Raw genomic sequence first — 14,125 nt, forward strand, 5'->3', positions numbered from 1 at the left:
GCCTCGCCGTCCGCTCCCGCCGCCGCCCCGGCTGCCGGTGCCCAGGACCCCGACGGCCACCCCGGCCGGCGGACCGCCGGTCCCGCCGCCGGTCCCGCCAGCAGCGCCGCCGCCGCGCCGGGACAACCGGATGCTGCTGTTCGGTGCCGGCGGGGCGGTGGCCGTGGTGGTCGCGGTCGTGCTGGTGGTGGTGCTGAACGGCAGTGGCTCGGGCAGTGGCTCGGGCAGTGGCTCGGGCAGTGGCTCGGGGGACGGGCCGCCGTCGTCGTCGGCGGCGACCGGCCAGCCGCCGCCGACCAGGATCATCGCCCAGTACGAGTACCAGTTCGCGCTGCCGGAGGGCTGGTCGCAGTCCGGCGCCGACGAGAACCTGCTGCGCACCGAGCTCAAGCCGCAGGGCGCGGAGAGCGGCCGCGACCGGTTGCTGGTGGAGGAGATCCGGCTGGCGTTCGACAGCTCCACCGACCGCACCCGCGCGGTGACCAAGCTGCGCGACGACTTCGAGCGCGCCGGGGCCACCTACGCCGACTTCGACGAGCGGGCCTCCTTCGGCGGCCGCGAGGTCGTCAGCTACTCCGAGCGGCTCGCGGACGCCACAGTGGACTGGTACGTCGTGTTCGACGGACGCACCCAGATCAACATCGGCTGTCAGTACGCCGACGACAGTCCGGCGGCGCGGGACGTGCGCACCGCCTGCGAAACAGTTGTCGCAACGTTGACCGTCACCGGCTAAGCAGTCGCTACGCTCCACCCGGAGGTACCTATGACCGGGCAGGATGGCGGTTTCCGGGCTGCGTCGGCACGCTTCTCGGCCGAGGTCGCGGCCGCGTTGACCCGCGCCCGCCGGGCCGCGAGCGAGGCGAAGGCCCAGTCGGCCGAGTTCCGCAAGAAGACCAGCGAGCTGGCCGAGCAGGCGAAAACGGGGCGGTTGCGCGGAGTTCACCGCGACCAGGTGGAGCCGACCGGTGAGGCCGCCCGCACGGACGCGGCGAAGTTCAGGAACGACAACGGGTTGCCCGTCGAGGACCTGCCGGCCGCCGACGCGCTGATCGGCCGGCTGCCCGAACCCGAGCCGGTTCCCGACGACGATGATCTCGACGAGGACTTCTCCCAGCACGCGGTCATGGTCGACGTGGACGAGCGCGCCGTGCCGGCCGAACCCGTCCAGCCGGTCCAGGATCCCCCCGACGATCGCCCCGACGATGGTTCCCGCGACGTTTCCCGAACCCGCGAAACCGTCGGATCCGACTCCACTGTGCCGCCGAACACGCCGCCGAACGTGGGGACCGTTCCCGACGACGAGGACTTTTCGCAACAGCGAATCCTGTTCGACGTGAGCGGTGAAACCTACCGCCCGAGCGCGTTTCCGGACTCCGTTCTCGGCCTCTCCGACGAACAAAACCCCAGCTAGAGCGCACTTTTGCGGGATTGCCAGAGCAAACGTCCTTGTGCTGCGGGAAATCTGTTGACCCAGCCTGTCCAAACGCAACTGACCAGCGGTTCCCCACCGGGGCGTTCACTGACGCAACGACCTCGGAACAGGTGGCGACAACGTGGAACCGAACGTGGCAGGGTCTACGTCGCAGAAGGCGTACGAACCAAGAAGCGTACGACCACCACAGACCCGAACGAAGGGGGCTAAGTCCCGATGGGTGACTTCAAGACAGGGACAGAGCAGCTCGCGACCGCGGCCGACCAGATGGTCGACACCAACGAGCTGCTCCAGGACAACGGCCGCAAGCTGGCCCAGGGTGTCGACTCGGTGCAGGGCGCCTGGTCCGGTGCCGCCGCCACGGCGTTCACCAACCTGATGACGCAGTACCAGGCCGACTTCAAGACGCTGAACGACTCGCTCTTCCAGATCGCCGAGCAGGTCACCGGTTCGTCCCGTGACTACGCCCAGCAGGAAGAGACCGCGGCGTCCGACGTCTCCGCCATCATGGCGACGCTGGAAGACGGCTGATCGTTCCTCATCCCCAGTCAGACACTCGTCATCACATCTAGGAGTTAGGTTCAATGGGCGACATTAGGGTTACATTCGGCTCCCTGGAGGAGCTGGCGGGCACCATCAAGTCCCAGGTTGCGGCCATCGAGGGCAACCTGGACACCCTCGGCAACCAGATCCGCAACCTGGAGCAGGACTGGGAGGGTGGCGCGTCGGCCGGCTTCCAGACCACCAAGACCCAGTGGTTCACCTCCGCCGACCACCTCCGCGCGGTGCTGGCCAAGATCGAGATGGCCGTCGTGCAGAGCACCGACGGTTACCGCGACACCGAGCAGCGGAACACCGCTCGCTGGGAGTGAGTCGGTAGCTCCACACCGAACATCACGCGAGAGGGGCCCGGGAGATCTCCCGGGCCCCTCTCGCGTGCTGGGTGTCAGTTGCTGTTCTGGCGGGCGTTGAAACCCGCCCAGAACTCGTCGGCCTTGGCCTTGTCGGTGATGACCGTCACGTCCTTGGGGCCGGGCGCCTCGGGGAAGTCGTCCTCGGTGGCCTTGCCCAGCACCTCGTAGCCGATCTGGATCTCCAGCGGGACCGCGTCGCCGTCGGTGATCTTGCCCCGGATGTCGAACCCGGTGAACCGCATCTTCTCGTTCAGCGAGAACGTCACCGGCACCATCGACTCGCGCATCGGGTCGGTGATCTCGTCACGCTGGTCGTCGGGGACGGTGATGAAGCCCTCGTCGAGCATCAGGCCCAGCAGCGCGCCGGTGGTCACCTCGTAGCCGTCGTCGGTGCGCACGACCTCCCGCGGCAGCCGGTCCGGGGCCTCCAGCTTGGTCTGGGCCAGCGCGTTGTCCAGGTGGCAGGCCACCCACGCGGTCAGCAGGAAACAGGTCTGGAACCCGCCCTGGTAGAGCGTGGGCACCGACACCCAGGGGGTCGGCGCGAGGTTCTTGTGCCGCTCGTCGAGACGCACCAGGTCGACCGGCGCGTCCGGCTGGTGCAGGATCGCCGACTGGTCGCCGTCCTCGTTCTGCCGGCGCAGCAGCAGCGTCACCGGCGGCTGGCCGAGCTTGTACGACTCGTGCTCGGTGGTGATCTTGGTGTCGCCGTGGTTGAGGTAGTTGTAGACCCGCGCGTGCTCGTCGCCCAGACCGCCGAAGTGCTCCTGGAACGCCTTGAGCGCCTTGTCGACGATGACCAGGTCGGCCGCGGCCTGGTTCGGTACCGGCGCGCCGGCCGTCGGTTGCGCGCACCCGGCCAGTACCACCAGCGTGGCCAGCCCCGCGACGAGTCGTCGGATCACCATGACACCCCTCCTGATCACCCGGCTGCACGGTAGTCGAGGGCCGGCGTGAGGGCACAGGTCCCGGCTCAGAAGGGGGGCGCTTTGACCCTGCTCACGGACGACGGGTATCTTCCTGTGTTGTTGCGCGGCGCGGGCTCGTGCCCGTTGACGCCCGCGCAGGCACCCAGACGAATGACGACGAGGTAGATCCGTGCGCACGTACAGCCCGAAGCCTGGCGAGGTGGACCGCACCTGGCATGTCATCGATGCCGAGGACGTGGTGCTCGGCCGGCTTGCCTCGAATGTCGCCACGCTGCTGCGCGGCAAGCACAAGCCGACGTTCGCGCCGCATGTCGACACCGGTGACTTCGTCGTCATCGTCAATGCCGACAAGGTCGTGTTGACCGGCAACAAGCGTGACCAGGCCTTCGCCTACCGGCACAGCGGCTACCCCGGCGGTCTGCGCAAGCAGTCCTTCGGTGAGCTGCTGGACTCCAGGCCGGAGCGGCTGCTGGAGAAGGTCGTCAAGGGCATGCTGCCGAAGAACAAGCTCGGCCGCGCCCAGGGCAAGAAACTGAAGGTCTACGCGGGCCCCGACCACCCGCACGCCGCCCAGAAGCCGACGCCGTTCGAGATCGCCAAGGTCAGCCGGTAATTCCGGCTGCCAGCACGAATTGAGGACCATTGACTACCCCTGAGACCGACGCCGCCGAGCCGGTGGCCGAGCCCGCCACGCCGCGCGTGACCGGGGAGACCGCCCAGACCGTCGGCCGGCGCAAGGAGGCGGTCGTCCGCGTCCGCCTGGTGTCCGGCACCGGCCAGTTCGTGCTGAACGGCAAGTCCCTCGAGGAGTACTTCCCGAACAAGGTGCACCAGCAGCTCATCCGTGAGCCGCTGGTCATCCTGGACAAGCCCGAGGCCTTCGACATCCGCGCGAACCTCAAGGGCGGCGGCATCACCGGCCAGGCCGGTGCGCTGCGCCTGGCGATCGCCCGCGCGCTGATCGAGATCGACAGCGAGGACCGTCCGGCGCTGAAGAAGGCTGGCTTCCTCACCCGTGACCCCCGGGTCAAGGAGCGCAAGAAGTACGGCCTGAAGAAGGCCCGCAAGGCGCCTCAGTACAGCAAGCGCTGATCACCCGGCACGAGCTGGTGTGGATCACGCCGTAGCTTCACCGAACGCCACGGCCGGTGCGACAACGCATCGGCCGTGGCGTTCGCCGTTTTCGCCCTCTGGAGGTTCCCCCAACGATGGCGCGCCTGTTCGGTACCGACGGTGTCCGTGGACTGGCCAACGGCGATCTCGGCCCTGAGCTGGCCCTGTCCGTCGCGGCGGCGGCCGCCAGGGTGCTGGCCGCGCACGACAGCTCCCACCGGCCGGTCGCGGTCGTCGGCCGGGACCCGAGGGCCAGCGGGGAGATGCTGCAGGCGGCCGTCGCCGCCGGGCTGACCTCGGCCGGCGCGGACGTCATGCAGGTCGGCGTGCTGCCCACTCCCGGCGTCGCCCACCTGGTCGGCGAGCTGAACGCCGACCTGGGCGTGATGATCTCCGCCTCGCACAACCCGATGCCGGACAACGGGATCAAGCTGTTCGCGGACGGCGGGCACAAGCTGGCCGACACCATCGAGGACGAGATCGAGGCCACCATCGCCGGCGGGGCCGGGTTCACCCGCCCGACCGGCGCCGGCGTCGGCCGGATCTACGACATCTCCGACGCCCTGGACCGCTACCTGGCGCACCTGCTCAAGGCCCTGCCCAACCGGCTGGAGGGCCTGCGCGTGGTGGTCGACTGCGCCAACGGCGCCGCCTGGGCCGCCGCCCCGCAGGTCTACCGGGAGGCCGGCGCCGAGGTCATCGCCATCCACGCCCTGCCCGACGGCGAGAACATCAACGACGGCTGCGGGTCGACCCACCTGGAGGACCTGCGCGAGACGGTCCTCGCCGAGCGGGCCGACCTGGGCATCGCCCACGACGGCGACGCCGACCGCTGTCTGGCCGTCGACGCGGCCGGCAACGAGATCGACGGCGACCAGATCATGGCGGTGCTCGCGCTGGCGATGAAGGAGGCCGGCGAGCTGACCGACGACACGCTGGTCGCCACCGTGATGAGCAACCTCGGCCTGCACCTGGCGATGCGCGAGCACGGGGTCACGCTGCGTACCACCGCCGTCGGCGACCGGTACGTGCTGGAGGAGCTGCGCGCCGGTGGCCTGTCGCTGGGCGGTGAGCAGTCCGGGCACCTGGTGCTGCCGGCCTACGCCACCACCGGCGACGGTCTGCTGACCGCGATGCGGCTGATGGCCAGGATCGCCGACACGGGGCGGCCGCTGGCCGACCTGGCCGGGGTGATGACCCGGTTGCCGCAGGTGCTGGTGAACGTGAAGGTCGCCGACAAGGCCGCGGTCGCCACGTCGGCGACGGTCAACGAGGCGGTCGCCGAGGTCGAGGCGAGCCTCGGCGAGACCGGCCGGGTGTTGTTGCGACCGTCGGGCACCGAACAACTCGTCCGGGTGATGGTGGAGGCACCGTCACACGAGGAGGCCGAGGCGGCCGCCCAGCGGCTGGTCGGCGTAGTCTCCGCGGCGGGCTGACCACTGCGTCACTGAGGGAGCTCCAAGCATGCCGCAGGGCTTCGAGTACGACCCGACGATCGTTCGCGCCCGCGCCATGACACTCCGAACTCCCCGCACGTCGGCGGCCGACTTCGGTGCCGCGTGGTCCTGTCGCGGGGCGGCTTTCCGGGTGTCGCTGGCGGTTCTGGCCGAGGACCTCACCCACCTGCCGTCGACGCTCACCGCCGCCGACCTGGCCCCGCTGCGCACCTTCCCGCTTCGGGCGGCCGAGGCGAACGACGAGCCAGACGCCGCTGCCGCCGCGAAGCCCGCCTCCAGCGCCGGAGCCGCCTCCTCGGCCGAGGCCGGCGCGGAGACGACCGGGTCAGCCCCGGAGGCGGACGGGAAGGCCGACACCTCCGCCGGGGAAGCTGGAGCGGCCGCGAAGGCCGGTGCCGCTGCCGAGAAGGCCGAGGCCGGTGCCGTCGGGGAGGCCGAAGCCATCGCGCCCGAGGCGGCGGAGTTCTCCGGGGATTCGTGGGAGATCGTCGGCGGGGCGTTGGGCGGGGTGTCGGCGCAGCGGCGGGGGGAGCTGCGCGGGCTGCACTTCGGTCGGGTCCGGGAGGACCTGCGGCGGCTGGACGCGGTGGCGGACGCCCTCGACGGGCAGGCCCCGCTCACCGACTACGCCCGGGCGTTGCGCGGCGCCGTCGCGGGGTTGCGTTCGGCGTTGGGGGCGGCGCACCGGCGGCTGGTCGCCTACCGCGCGACGCTGGAGGCCGGCTCCGCCCCGGCGAACGCCACCGCGGACGTCACGTCCGATGTGGACGATCTGCTCGGGTCGGCGCTGGCCGGGCTGCGGGCCGTGGTCGCGGTGCGGCCGTTCAGCGCGGGGCGGCAACTGCTGGCGCTTGGCCGCCAGGTCACGGTCGTCGACGGCGGGATCGACCACGTGACCGTCACCATCGCCGACGGGGCCGGCGACCCGACCACCTACGACCTGGACTTCGACGCGGCCAGCGGGCAGGCGCTCACCCCCGCCCGGACCCGCCCCAGTGCCCGGCGGATCCCGGCCGGTACCAACGGAAAGTGCGTCTTCGACCACCCTGGGGTGACGGTCACCGTCGAACGGGACCTGTTCGACGCCGCCACCGTCATCCTGACTCTCGACGACGGCCGCGCCGAGCCCAGCACGCACACCGTCGCGGTGTCGCCGGCGCCCGTGCTGCCCCGGGTGCCCGAGCAGGCCGCCGGGTCCGACGAGATCGCCGCCGGCGGCGCTGCCGGCAGCACCGCCGGCAGCACCGCCGGCAGCGCAGTCGGCACCGCAGCCGGCACCGGGTGGAGCGTGCACGGCGACCTGTTCGACACCCGCGACCCGGTGCACAGCGTGCACGGCGTCCTGTCCCTCGACGACCGACCGGGGAACTGAACCAGGTTTGGGTATGCAAATACCTGGTGTTGGCATGTCCTGGACCTGCTGATAGGTACATTCTGGGAGCGGATGGAACGGCACCGGCGGCCGATTCGTCACGTCGAACGTTGCGTCGCGCACGCACCGTGCCTTGATTCTGAGGGGGAACCGGTATGACCAGCCACTCGACCTCCGGCGGCGTCGCAGCCCCGGAGGGGTACACCACCGACACCGACCAGATGGGTTCGTCGGGCCGCACCATCAACAACGCGGCCGAGGACGCGCAGGACGAGGTCGAGGACCTGAGTCAGACCGAGCTCAGCGCGCAGGAGTTCGGCACCGCCCACTCCGAGAAGCACGGCGACTACTCGGCGGCGATCCAGCTGCTCGGCGAGGGCGCCACCGCCATGTGCACCAACCTGATCTCCTTCGCCGGCCAGCTCGGCGGCGCCGGCCAGTCCTACGCGTCCGAGGAGGCCTCCGCGACCAGCACGGTCACCGCTTCGGGGAGTGACCTTTGAGCCACTCCTGGGAGGACGTCAGAGCCTTACTCGACGACCCGTTCGTCGACGCCGACACCAAGGAACACCTGCTCGGCGCCTACATGCAGGAAAACGGGATGGCGTACGGCTCCATGGTCCTGTCGGACAACATGCCGCCGGAGGTCCGCCAGTACTACGACCAGTACCCGATCCGGGGCGGCGACTTCGACCAGGGCTCGCTGGACGAGGTCTACGACCGGGCGCAGGGCCAGTCCGACGAGGCCGGCTACGCCTCGCGTCTCGTGCAGGAGGACCTCGCCGAGAACACGTCCACTTTGGACGGTATGACGGCGCCGACGTCCTCGTCCTCCGGGGTCGCGACCTCCGACGAGCTGTTCGACCTCGCCCGGCCGGCGCTGCGGGTGTTCGAGGACTTCATCCCGGTCAACGACAAGGTCCCCGGCGACTCCGTCGGCCCGGCCGGCCGGTTCACGATGGAGGACGTCAACACCAAGTTCGACGAGCAGCTGGGCATCTCCTTCAAGAAGTTCCTGGAGGATGCCGAGCGGATCCGGGCCGCGCACGAGGCCATCACCAACCTGGACACGACCACCCAGACCGAGCTGAACACCGTCTACCAGTCGTGGACCGGCCCGGCGGCCAACGCCTCCTACCAGTACTACTCCGAGCAGATCGAGCCCAACTCCGCCGAGCTGATCGAGTTCCTGGCCGCCACCCCGGACACCATCACCACCACGGTGGAGAACGTGTTCGCCGAGTGCAAGGCCAAGGCCGACTACGTGATGGGCATCTACACGCCCACGATCGGCAACGCCACCCCGGACATGGCCGGCAAGGTCGTGGCCCTGGCCAACGGTGACGGGCTGGACAGCGAGGACAAGATCCTCGAGGTCGCGGCCTGGGTCGACTCGGTGTGCGGCACCGACATCGAGAACCGCATCCGCGACGACGACTGCGAGCTCAACGACGAGAACAAGGCCTACGTGCAGAGCGAGTGCAAGGCCTGGATCCGGGACTCGTTCAACCCGCACCTGCACGAGAGCCTGTACGAGACGTTCGTCCAGACGTGTGAGGACACCCTGGACGCGATCAACGCCTACTACGACGAGCTGAACAGCTACCTCGGCGACTACGAGAACGACTTCGGTGAGGCGCCCCCGCCGTTCGCCGGCGACCAGGGTCCCGGCGATCCCGGTGGTCCGGGTGACGGCGGCGGCTCGGGTGGCGGTTCCGGTGGGGGTTCGGGCGGTGGCTCGGGCGGCGGCTCCGGCGGTGGTTCCGGTGGTGGTTCCGGGGGCGGGAACCCGGAGATCCCCGAGATGCCGTCGCCGACGGGGCCCGGTGGCGGTCCCGGGGAGGCCCCGGAGGTGGAGACCCCCGAACTGCCCGGCGACCCGTCAGACCCGGCGGACCCGTCCGATCCGGACGCGTTCGCGCCGACGACACCGACGGCTCCCGGCGAGCAGGAGACCGTCACGATCGACGACGGGGAGCGTTCGATCGAGGTGACCAGCCCGGACGGCCAGGGCCAGGTGACGGTGACCGTCGATGACGGCTCCGGCGAGCCGAAGACCTACACCCTGGACTTCGGCGACGGCACCGAAACCCCGGGCACGCCAGGCACTCCGGGTACGCCAGGCACTCCCGGGGCTCCGGGCGGCCCGGTGACCACCCAGCCCGGTTCGGCGTTCGGCCCGGAGGGCAGCCAGCCGCCGACGGTCGACGAACCGATCCAGCCCGGCGCCGACGGCAAGTGCGTCATCCAGGACGGCGACCTCACGATCACCGCCGAGCGTCCCGAGGGCTCCACCGACACCGTGATCGTCACCGTCGACGACGGCTCGGGTGAACCGGTGACCTACAACCTCGACTACTCGGGCGAGGAGGGTGAGGCCACCGCGCGTCCGCTGCCGGCCATGCCCGCCGCCCCCGGCGGCGGTGGCGGCGGGGAGGACGTCCGGATCATGCCGGCCCCGCTCGACCCCGACGGGCCCGGCGACCCCGAGGCCCAGTTCGGCCTGCCCGACCCGCGCGGCCAGTTCGCCGACACCGGCGCCCCGCTGCCCCAGGGCCAGTTCGTCGACGGTGGGCCCGGTGGCGGCCCGGGCGGTCTGCCGGATCCGCGCGGCCAGTTCGCCGACGGTGGCTTCGGCGGTCCGGGCGGCCCGGACCCCCAGGGCCAGTTCGGCGGCGGCCCCGGCGGTGGCTCCGGTGGCGGCCCCGGTGGGCTGCCCGATCCGCGGGGGCAGTTCGCCGACGGCGGGTTCGGTGCTCCCGACCGGCAGGGGCCCTTCGGTGGCCTGCCGGACCCGCAGGGCCAGTTCGGCGGCGGTCAGGGTGGTGGTCCGGGCGGTGGTCCGGGTGGTCTGCCGGACCCGCGTGGGCAGTTCGCCGACGGCGGGTTCGGCGGCGAGCCGGGGCGGTTCGGCCCGATGCCCGCCGAGTTCGACGTGCGGGACCCGGGGGCCCAGTTCGGGGTGACGTCCGCGCAGTCGGCCGTCGGCGGGTTCGGCGAGGGGCTGTTCGACGAGGACGGCGGCGGCTCCGGCGAGGCCGGGTCCTTCGGCGTGCCGCGCGAGGGCGACTACACCGGGACGCCCGGTGACGGGCCGGGTGAGGCTGGACTCGCCAGCGCGGCGGAGGATGATGGAGCCCAGCAGCACGACCAGCGGGACGGGTCCTCGGGCGGCGGTTCGGACGGCAGCGCGTCCGGCATGGCCGGCGGGATGGGCGGCGGCATGCCGATGATGGGCGGCGGTGGCGGTGGTGGTGGCGGCGGTGAGCAGGAACGGGCCGGCAGCCAGTGGCGCACCACCGGCGACCTGTTCGACGACGTCACCGATGTCCAGGTCCGTGGTGCCTTCGGCGAGGGCAGCCGGTAGCAGGGGAGGGTGAGATGGGCGCGCACGACAGGGCGGCCAAGGCCCGGGAACGCATGGACCAGGTCCGCCGGGAGATGTCCGAGCGGCGGGCGCTGCGTGCCCGCAAGGCCCGCGAGGCCAAGGACCGCTCGGCGGACAACCTGCGCAAGCAGGGAGCGGTCTCCGCGCAGATGACCAAGCACCTCAAGGAGATCGGCCGGCGGCGCGCGCAGGCCGGCGGCTGGGCCACCGAGAAGACCGAGCGTGACCGCGACTACGTCATGGGGTTCGGCAGCGAGGACGAGGACGGCAAGCAGCGGTTCACCTTCCGGCCGCCGCCGCCCCGGGCGCGGACCCAGCCGGGCGGCATCGGGTCCCTTGAGGACGATCCGCCGGCGCCCGAGCCGGCCCTGCCGCCGCCCCCACCGCCCCCGCCGCCGCCGCCCGCGCCCAGGGCGGTGCCGCCGCGCCGGCCGGCCGCCCGGCGCGACGAGATCGACGACGACGACGACTTCTCCAACCAGTCCTGGATGCGGCGCAAGTGAACGCGCGGGTCGCCGAGCGGGCCGGGGAGATCAAGGCGGTGGTGTGCCGGGTGCTGGAGGTCGACGAGGCCGCCGTGTCCCCGTCGGACAACTTCGTCCAGGTCCACGGCGCCGACTCGATGAAGCTGATCGAACTGCTGGCGAACCTGGAGATCGAGTTCGACGTCGACGTCGACTCCGCCGAGTTCGACCGGATGGTCGACCTGAACGGCGTCTACGACGTGTTGAGCACCGCGCTGGAGGGGTGAGGCGGCGTGCGTCGGGTGGTGGTCACCGGCCTCGGCGTGGTGTCGAGCATCGGGACCGGGGCGGTCGAGTACGCCGCCGGGCTGCGGGCCGGGCGCAGCGGTGCCCGGCCGATCGGCGCGTTCGACACCACCGGGTTCGCGCACGCGGTGGGCTGCGAGGTCGTCGGGTTCGAGCCTCGGCGGTGGCTGGCCGCGCCCGCGACGCTGCCCAGGGCCGCCCAGTTCGCCGCGTCGGCGGCCACGATGGCGGTGCGTGACGCCGGCCTCGACGGGCTGGCCGACGCGCGCACGATGATCTCCGTCGGCACCACCGACGGCAGCGGTGACCGGGGCGAGCGGATCGCCGGGGCGGTCGTGCGGGGTGCGGACGTCACCGCCGCGCAGGTGGCCCAGGTGCCGGCGTCGTGGCTGTCGGTCGGTGTCGCCCGCGAACTCGGGCTGTCCACTGTGGACGTCTCGACGGTGGCGACGGCGTGCGCCGCCGGCAACTACGCCATCGGCGACGGCTACGACGCGGTCGCCACCGGCGACGTCGACGTCGCGCTGTGCGGCGGCGCGGACGCCATGTGCCGCATGACCTTCACCGGGTTCTACCGCCTCGGCGCGGTCGACCCGGTGCACTGCCGGCCGTTCGACACCGACCGCAAGGGCATCCTCACCGGCGAGGGCGCCGCCGTGCTGGTGCTCGAACCGCTCGACGCCGCGCTCGCGCGCGGCGCCCGGATCTACGCCGAGGTCCTCGGCCACGGCCTCAACTGCGACGCCGGCCACCCGGTGGCCCCCGACCGCGAGTCGGTGGCCCGCTGCATGCGCCTGGCCATCGAGGACGCCGGGCTGGTACCCGGCCAGGTCGACCTGATCTCCGCGCACGGCACCGGCACCCGGGCCAACGACGTCACCGAGTGCGGCGCCATCCGTGACGTGTTCGGCGACACACCGCCGCGCACGGTGGCGGTCAAGTCGATGCTCGGGCACACCATGGGCGCGGCCAGCGCGCTGTCGGCCGCCGCGTGCGTGCTGGCCCTGGCGCACGGGTTCGTCCCGCCGACGATCAACCACGTCCGCACCGACCCGGAGTGCGCGGTGGACTGCGTGCCGAACACCTCGGTCGAGGCTGACCTGCGGGTGGTGCAGAACAACGCGTTGGCCTTCGGCGGCAACAACTCCGTCGTGCTGTTCGGCAGGAAACCCTGATGGCGCTCGAGATCGCCGCCTGGTCGGCCACCTCCCCGTTCGGCCACGGCCACGACGCGTTCGCCGCCGGGGTGGCCACCGGCGCGCCGGCCCCGGCCGCCCAGGTGTCCGACGAGTGGTTCCCCGGCCCGGACACCGCCCACCTGGTGCCCGACTTCGACATCCAGGACCTGTTGGGGCGCAAGGGAACCGGCGTGATGGACCGGACCACGGCGCTGGCCGTGCACACCATCGGCCTGCTCGGCGAGCAGGACCAGCGGGTGCGGATCGACGCCAGGACCGGGGTCGTACTGGGCACCACCAGCGGCAGCACGCTCACCCAGTTCACCTTCACCGCGCACTCGCTGACCCGCCGCAAGCCCTACCTGGTCGACCCGGCGCAGATGCCCTTCGCCCTGATGAACAGTGCCGCCGCGCGCGGCGCCAGCTGGCACGGGCTGACCGGGCCGAACACCACGCTGGCCGCCGGGCGGCTCTCGGCGGTCGCCGTGCTGCGCTACGCCGACCGGCTGCTGCGCACCGGCCGGGCCAGCGGCCTGTTCGCCGGCGCCGCCGAGGAGTACAGCGGGCCGCGCGCACTGCTGGAGCGCCGCGCCGGCAACCGGGCGCGCCTGGGCGAGGGCTGCGCGGTGCTGTTCGTCCGGGCGGTACCGGAAGGGAACCGATCGGCGGCCGCGACGGTCGTAGCGTTGGACACCCGCCTCGCCGGGGACGGCGAGCAGCGGGCCGCCCTCACCGCGAGCCTGCGGCACGCCCTCACCGGGGTGGCGCCGGAGGAGGTGTGGGGTCTGGCCGTGTCCGGAGTGGACGGCGTGGAGAGCGAAGCGGTACGCGAGGTGTTGGGGATGCCGGTCGAGCGGGTCGTCGAGCCGAGCCGGCTCGTCGGCGACACCGGTGCGGCGTCGGGCGTGTTCGGCCTGGCGGCGTTGCTGGCGTTGGCCGAACGTGCCGGCGCCGCTCGGGGCCGGGTCGCGGTCGCCACGGCCGTCGAACGGGACGGGATGGTCGGCTGCGTGGTGGTCCGCCTGCCCGGCGGACCGGTGGGTGAGGGGAGCGGGACATGAGCGTGCGGGACCGGGCGGCACTGGCGATCGCGCGGATGGACCAGACCCGGCGGGAGATGGCCGAACGCCGGTCGCTGCGCGAACGCAACTCCCGTGAGCTGCTCGCCAGGACGGCCAAGGCCATGCGTGAGCAGGTGCCGGGGATGATCGAGGCGGCCAAGCAGGCCGCGGCCGTGGCCCAGCACCGGGAGAAGGCCGGCGGCTGGGCGACCACGAGCACCGACCGCGACCGCAGCCACGTCATGGGTTTCGGTATCGACGAGGAGAACGCGGGCGGCTACCGGCCGCCGGCCGCCCAGCCGGGCAGGACCGCGTTCGTGCCCGGCCAGGACGACGAGCGGCCGGCCGGACAGGCGCCCAGCGCCCCGCCGGCCCCGCCGGCCCCGGCCGCCCCGGCTCCGGCCGCGCCGCCGGTGAGAGCGGCGCGCGCCCGGCCCCCGGACGAACTCGACCTCGACGACGAAGACGACTTTTCCAACCAGTCCTCGTGGCTGCGCAACCGGTAGGGGTA

General features: G+C 72.1%; 16 protein-coding genes. 15 read left to right on the forward strand and 1 reads right to left on the reverse strand.

Translation table 11 applies throughout. From position 1 onward, the window contains the following. From BLA60_RS38195 to BLA60_RS38210, 4 genes are all read left to right on the forward strand, one after another. On the forward strand, window positions 1-733 hold a 733-nt coding region (locus tag BLA60_RS38195; RefSeq protein WP_211288995.1), incomplete at its 5' end, for a type VII secretion-associated protein. 30 nt (window positions 734-763) lie between these two features. Further along, entirely contained in the window at window positions 764-1,411 is a 648-nt protein-coding gene (locus BLA60_RS38200) for a hypothetical protein (RefSeq protein ID WP_075137974.1), read from the forward strand. A 237-nt stretch (window positions 1,412-1,648) separates the two neighbouring features. Beyond that, window positions 1,649-1,963: a WXG100 family type VII secretion target gene (locus tag BLA60_RS38205; RefSeq protein WP_075137975.1), complete on the forward strand. Its 315-nt coding sequence runs from the start codon at window positions 1,649-1,651 to the stop codon at window positions 1,961-1,963. A gap of 53 nt (window positions 1,964-2,016) precedes the next feature. Beyond that, complete coding sequence (locus BLA60_RS38210) at window positions 2,017-2,304, forward strand: WXG100 family type VII secretion target (RefSeq protein ID WP_075137976.1); 288 nt, start codon at window positions 2,017-2,019, stop codon at window positions 2,302-2,304. Between the two features lie 74 nt (window positions 2,305-2,378). On the opposite strand, the gene BLA60_RS38215 is transcribed toward BLA60_RS38210, so the two are convergent. Further along, window positions 2,379-3,254 (reverse strand): hypothetical protein, encoded by an 876-nt coding sequence (locus BLA60_RS38215; RefSeq protein ID WP_075137977.1) that lies wholly within the window; start codon window positions 3,252-3,254, stop codon window positions 2,379-2,381. Window positions 3,255-3,444: 190 nt separating this feature from the next. Between BLA60_RS38215 and rplM the strand changes: the two genes are divergently transcribed. The 11 genes from rplM to BLA60_RS38270 all read left to right on the forward strand — a co-directional run bounded on the left by rplM (window position 3,445) and on the right by BLA60_RS38270 (window position 14,120). Continuing rightward, window positions 3,445-3,888, forward strand: a complete 444-nt coding sequence (rplM, locus tag BLA60_RS38220) for a 50S ribosomal protein L13 (RefSeq protein ID WP_075137978.1) — start codon at window positions 3,445-3,447, stop codon at window positions 3,886-3,888. A 29-nt stretch (window positions 3,889-3,917) separates the two neighbouring features. After that, entirely contained in the window at window positions 3,918-4,367 is a 450-nt protein-coding gene (gene rpsI, locus BLA60_RS38225; protein WP_075137979.1) for a 30S ribosomal protein S9, read from the forward strand. Between the two features lie 116 nt (window positions 4,368-4,483). Continuing rightward, the gene (gene glmM / locus BLA60_RS38230; RefSeq protein ID WP_075137980.1) at window positions 4,484-5,824 is read left to right on the forward strand and encodes a phosphoglucosamine mutase; all 1,341 of its coding nucleotides are present in this window, start codon (window positions 4,484-4,486) and stop codon (window positions 5,822-5,824) included. A gap of 28 nt (window positions 5,825-5,852) precedes the next feature. Further along, window positions 5,853-7,217: a hypothetical protein gene (locus tag BLA60_RS38235; RefSeq protein WP_075137981.1), complete on the forward strand. Its 1,365-nt coding sequence runs from the start codon at window positions 5,853-5,855 to the stop codon at window positions 7,215-7,217. A 155-nt stretch (window positions 7,218-7,372) separates the two neighbouring features. Then, window positions 7,373-7,720, forward strand: coding sequence for a hypothetical protein (locus tag BLA60_RS38240; protein WP_075137982.1), 348 nt, complete (start codon window positions 7,373-7,375; stop codon window positions 7,718-7,720). Next, the gene (locus tag BLA60_RS46365) at window positions 7,717-10,584 is read left to right on the forward strand and encodes a WXG100 family type VII secretion target (protein WP_075137983.1); all 2,868 of its coding nucleotides are present in this window, start codon (window positions 7,717-7,719) and stop codon (window positions 10,582-10,584) included. Before BLA60_RS38240 ends, BLA60_RS46365 begins: the two co-directional genes overlap by 4 nt. A 14-nt stretch (window positions 10,585-10,598) precedes the next feature. Continuing rightward, window positions 10,599-11,108 carry a hypothetical protein gene (locus BLA60_RS44005; RefSeq protein WP_075137984.1) on the forward strand — a complete coding sequence of 170 codons (510 nt, stop codon included), beginning with the start codon at window positions 10,599-10,601 and terminating at the stop codon, window positions 11,106-11,108. Further along, a complete protein-coding gene (locus tag BLA60_RS38255; RefSeq protein ID WP_075137985.1) occupies window positions 11,105-11,356 on the forward strand; it encodes an acyl carrier protein in 252 nt (83 codons plus the stop codon). The genes BLA60_RS44005 and BLA60_RS38255 overlap by 4 nt, the downstream gene beginning before the upstream one ends. 6 nt (window positions 11,357-11,362) lie before the next feature. Next, the gene (locus BLA60_RS38260; RefSeq protein ID WP_075137986.1) at window positions 11,363-12,550 is read left to right on the forward strand and encodes a beta-ketoacyl-[acyl-carrier-protein] synthase family protein; all 1,188 of its coding nucleotides are present in this window, start codon (window positions 11,363-11,365) and stop codon (window positions 12,548-12,550) included. Continuing rightward, window positions 12,550-13,614 (forward strand): beta-ketoacyl synthase N-terminal-like domain-containing protein, encoded by a 1,065-nt coding sequence (locus BLA60_RS38265; RefSeq protein ID WP_075137987.1) that lies wholly within the window; start codon window positions 12,550-12,552, stop codon window positions 13,612-13,614. The genes BLA60_RS38260 and BLA60_RS38265 overlap by 1 nt, the downstream gene beginning before the upstream one ends. Beyond that, entirely contained in the window at window positions 13,611-14,120 is a 510-nt protein-coding gene (locus BLA60_RS38270) for a hypothetical protein (protein ID WP_075137988.1), read from the forward strand. Before BLA60_RS38265 ends, BLA60_RS38270 begins: the two co-directional genes overlap by 4 nt. Window positions 14,121-14,125: the final 5 nt, after the last annotated feature.

The sequence above is a fragment of the Actinophytocola xinjiangensis genome (assembly GCF_001921215.1).
GTDB lineage: Bacteria > Actinomycetota > Actinomycetes > Mycobacteriales > Pseudonocardiaceae > Actinophytocola > Actinophytocola xinjiangensis.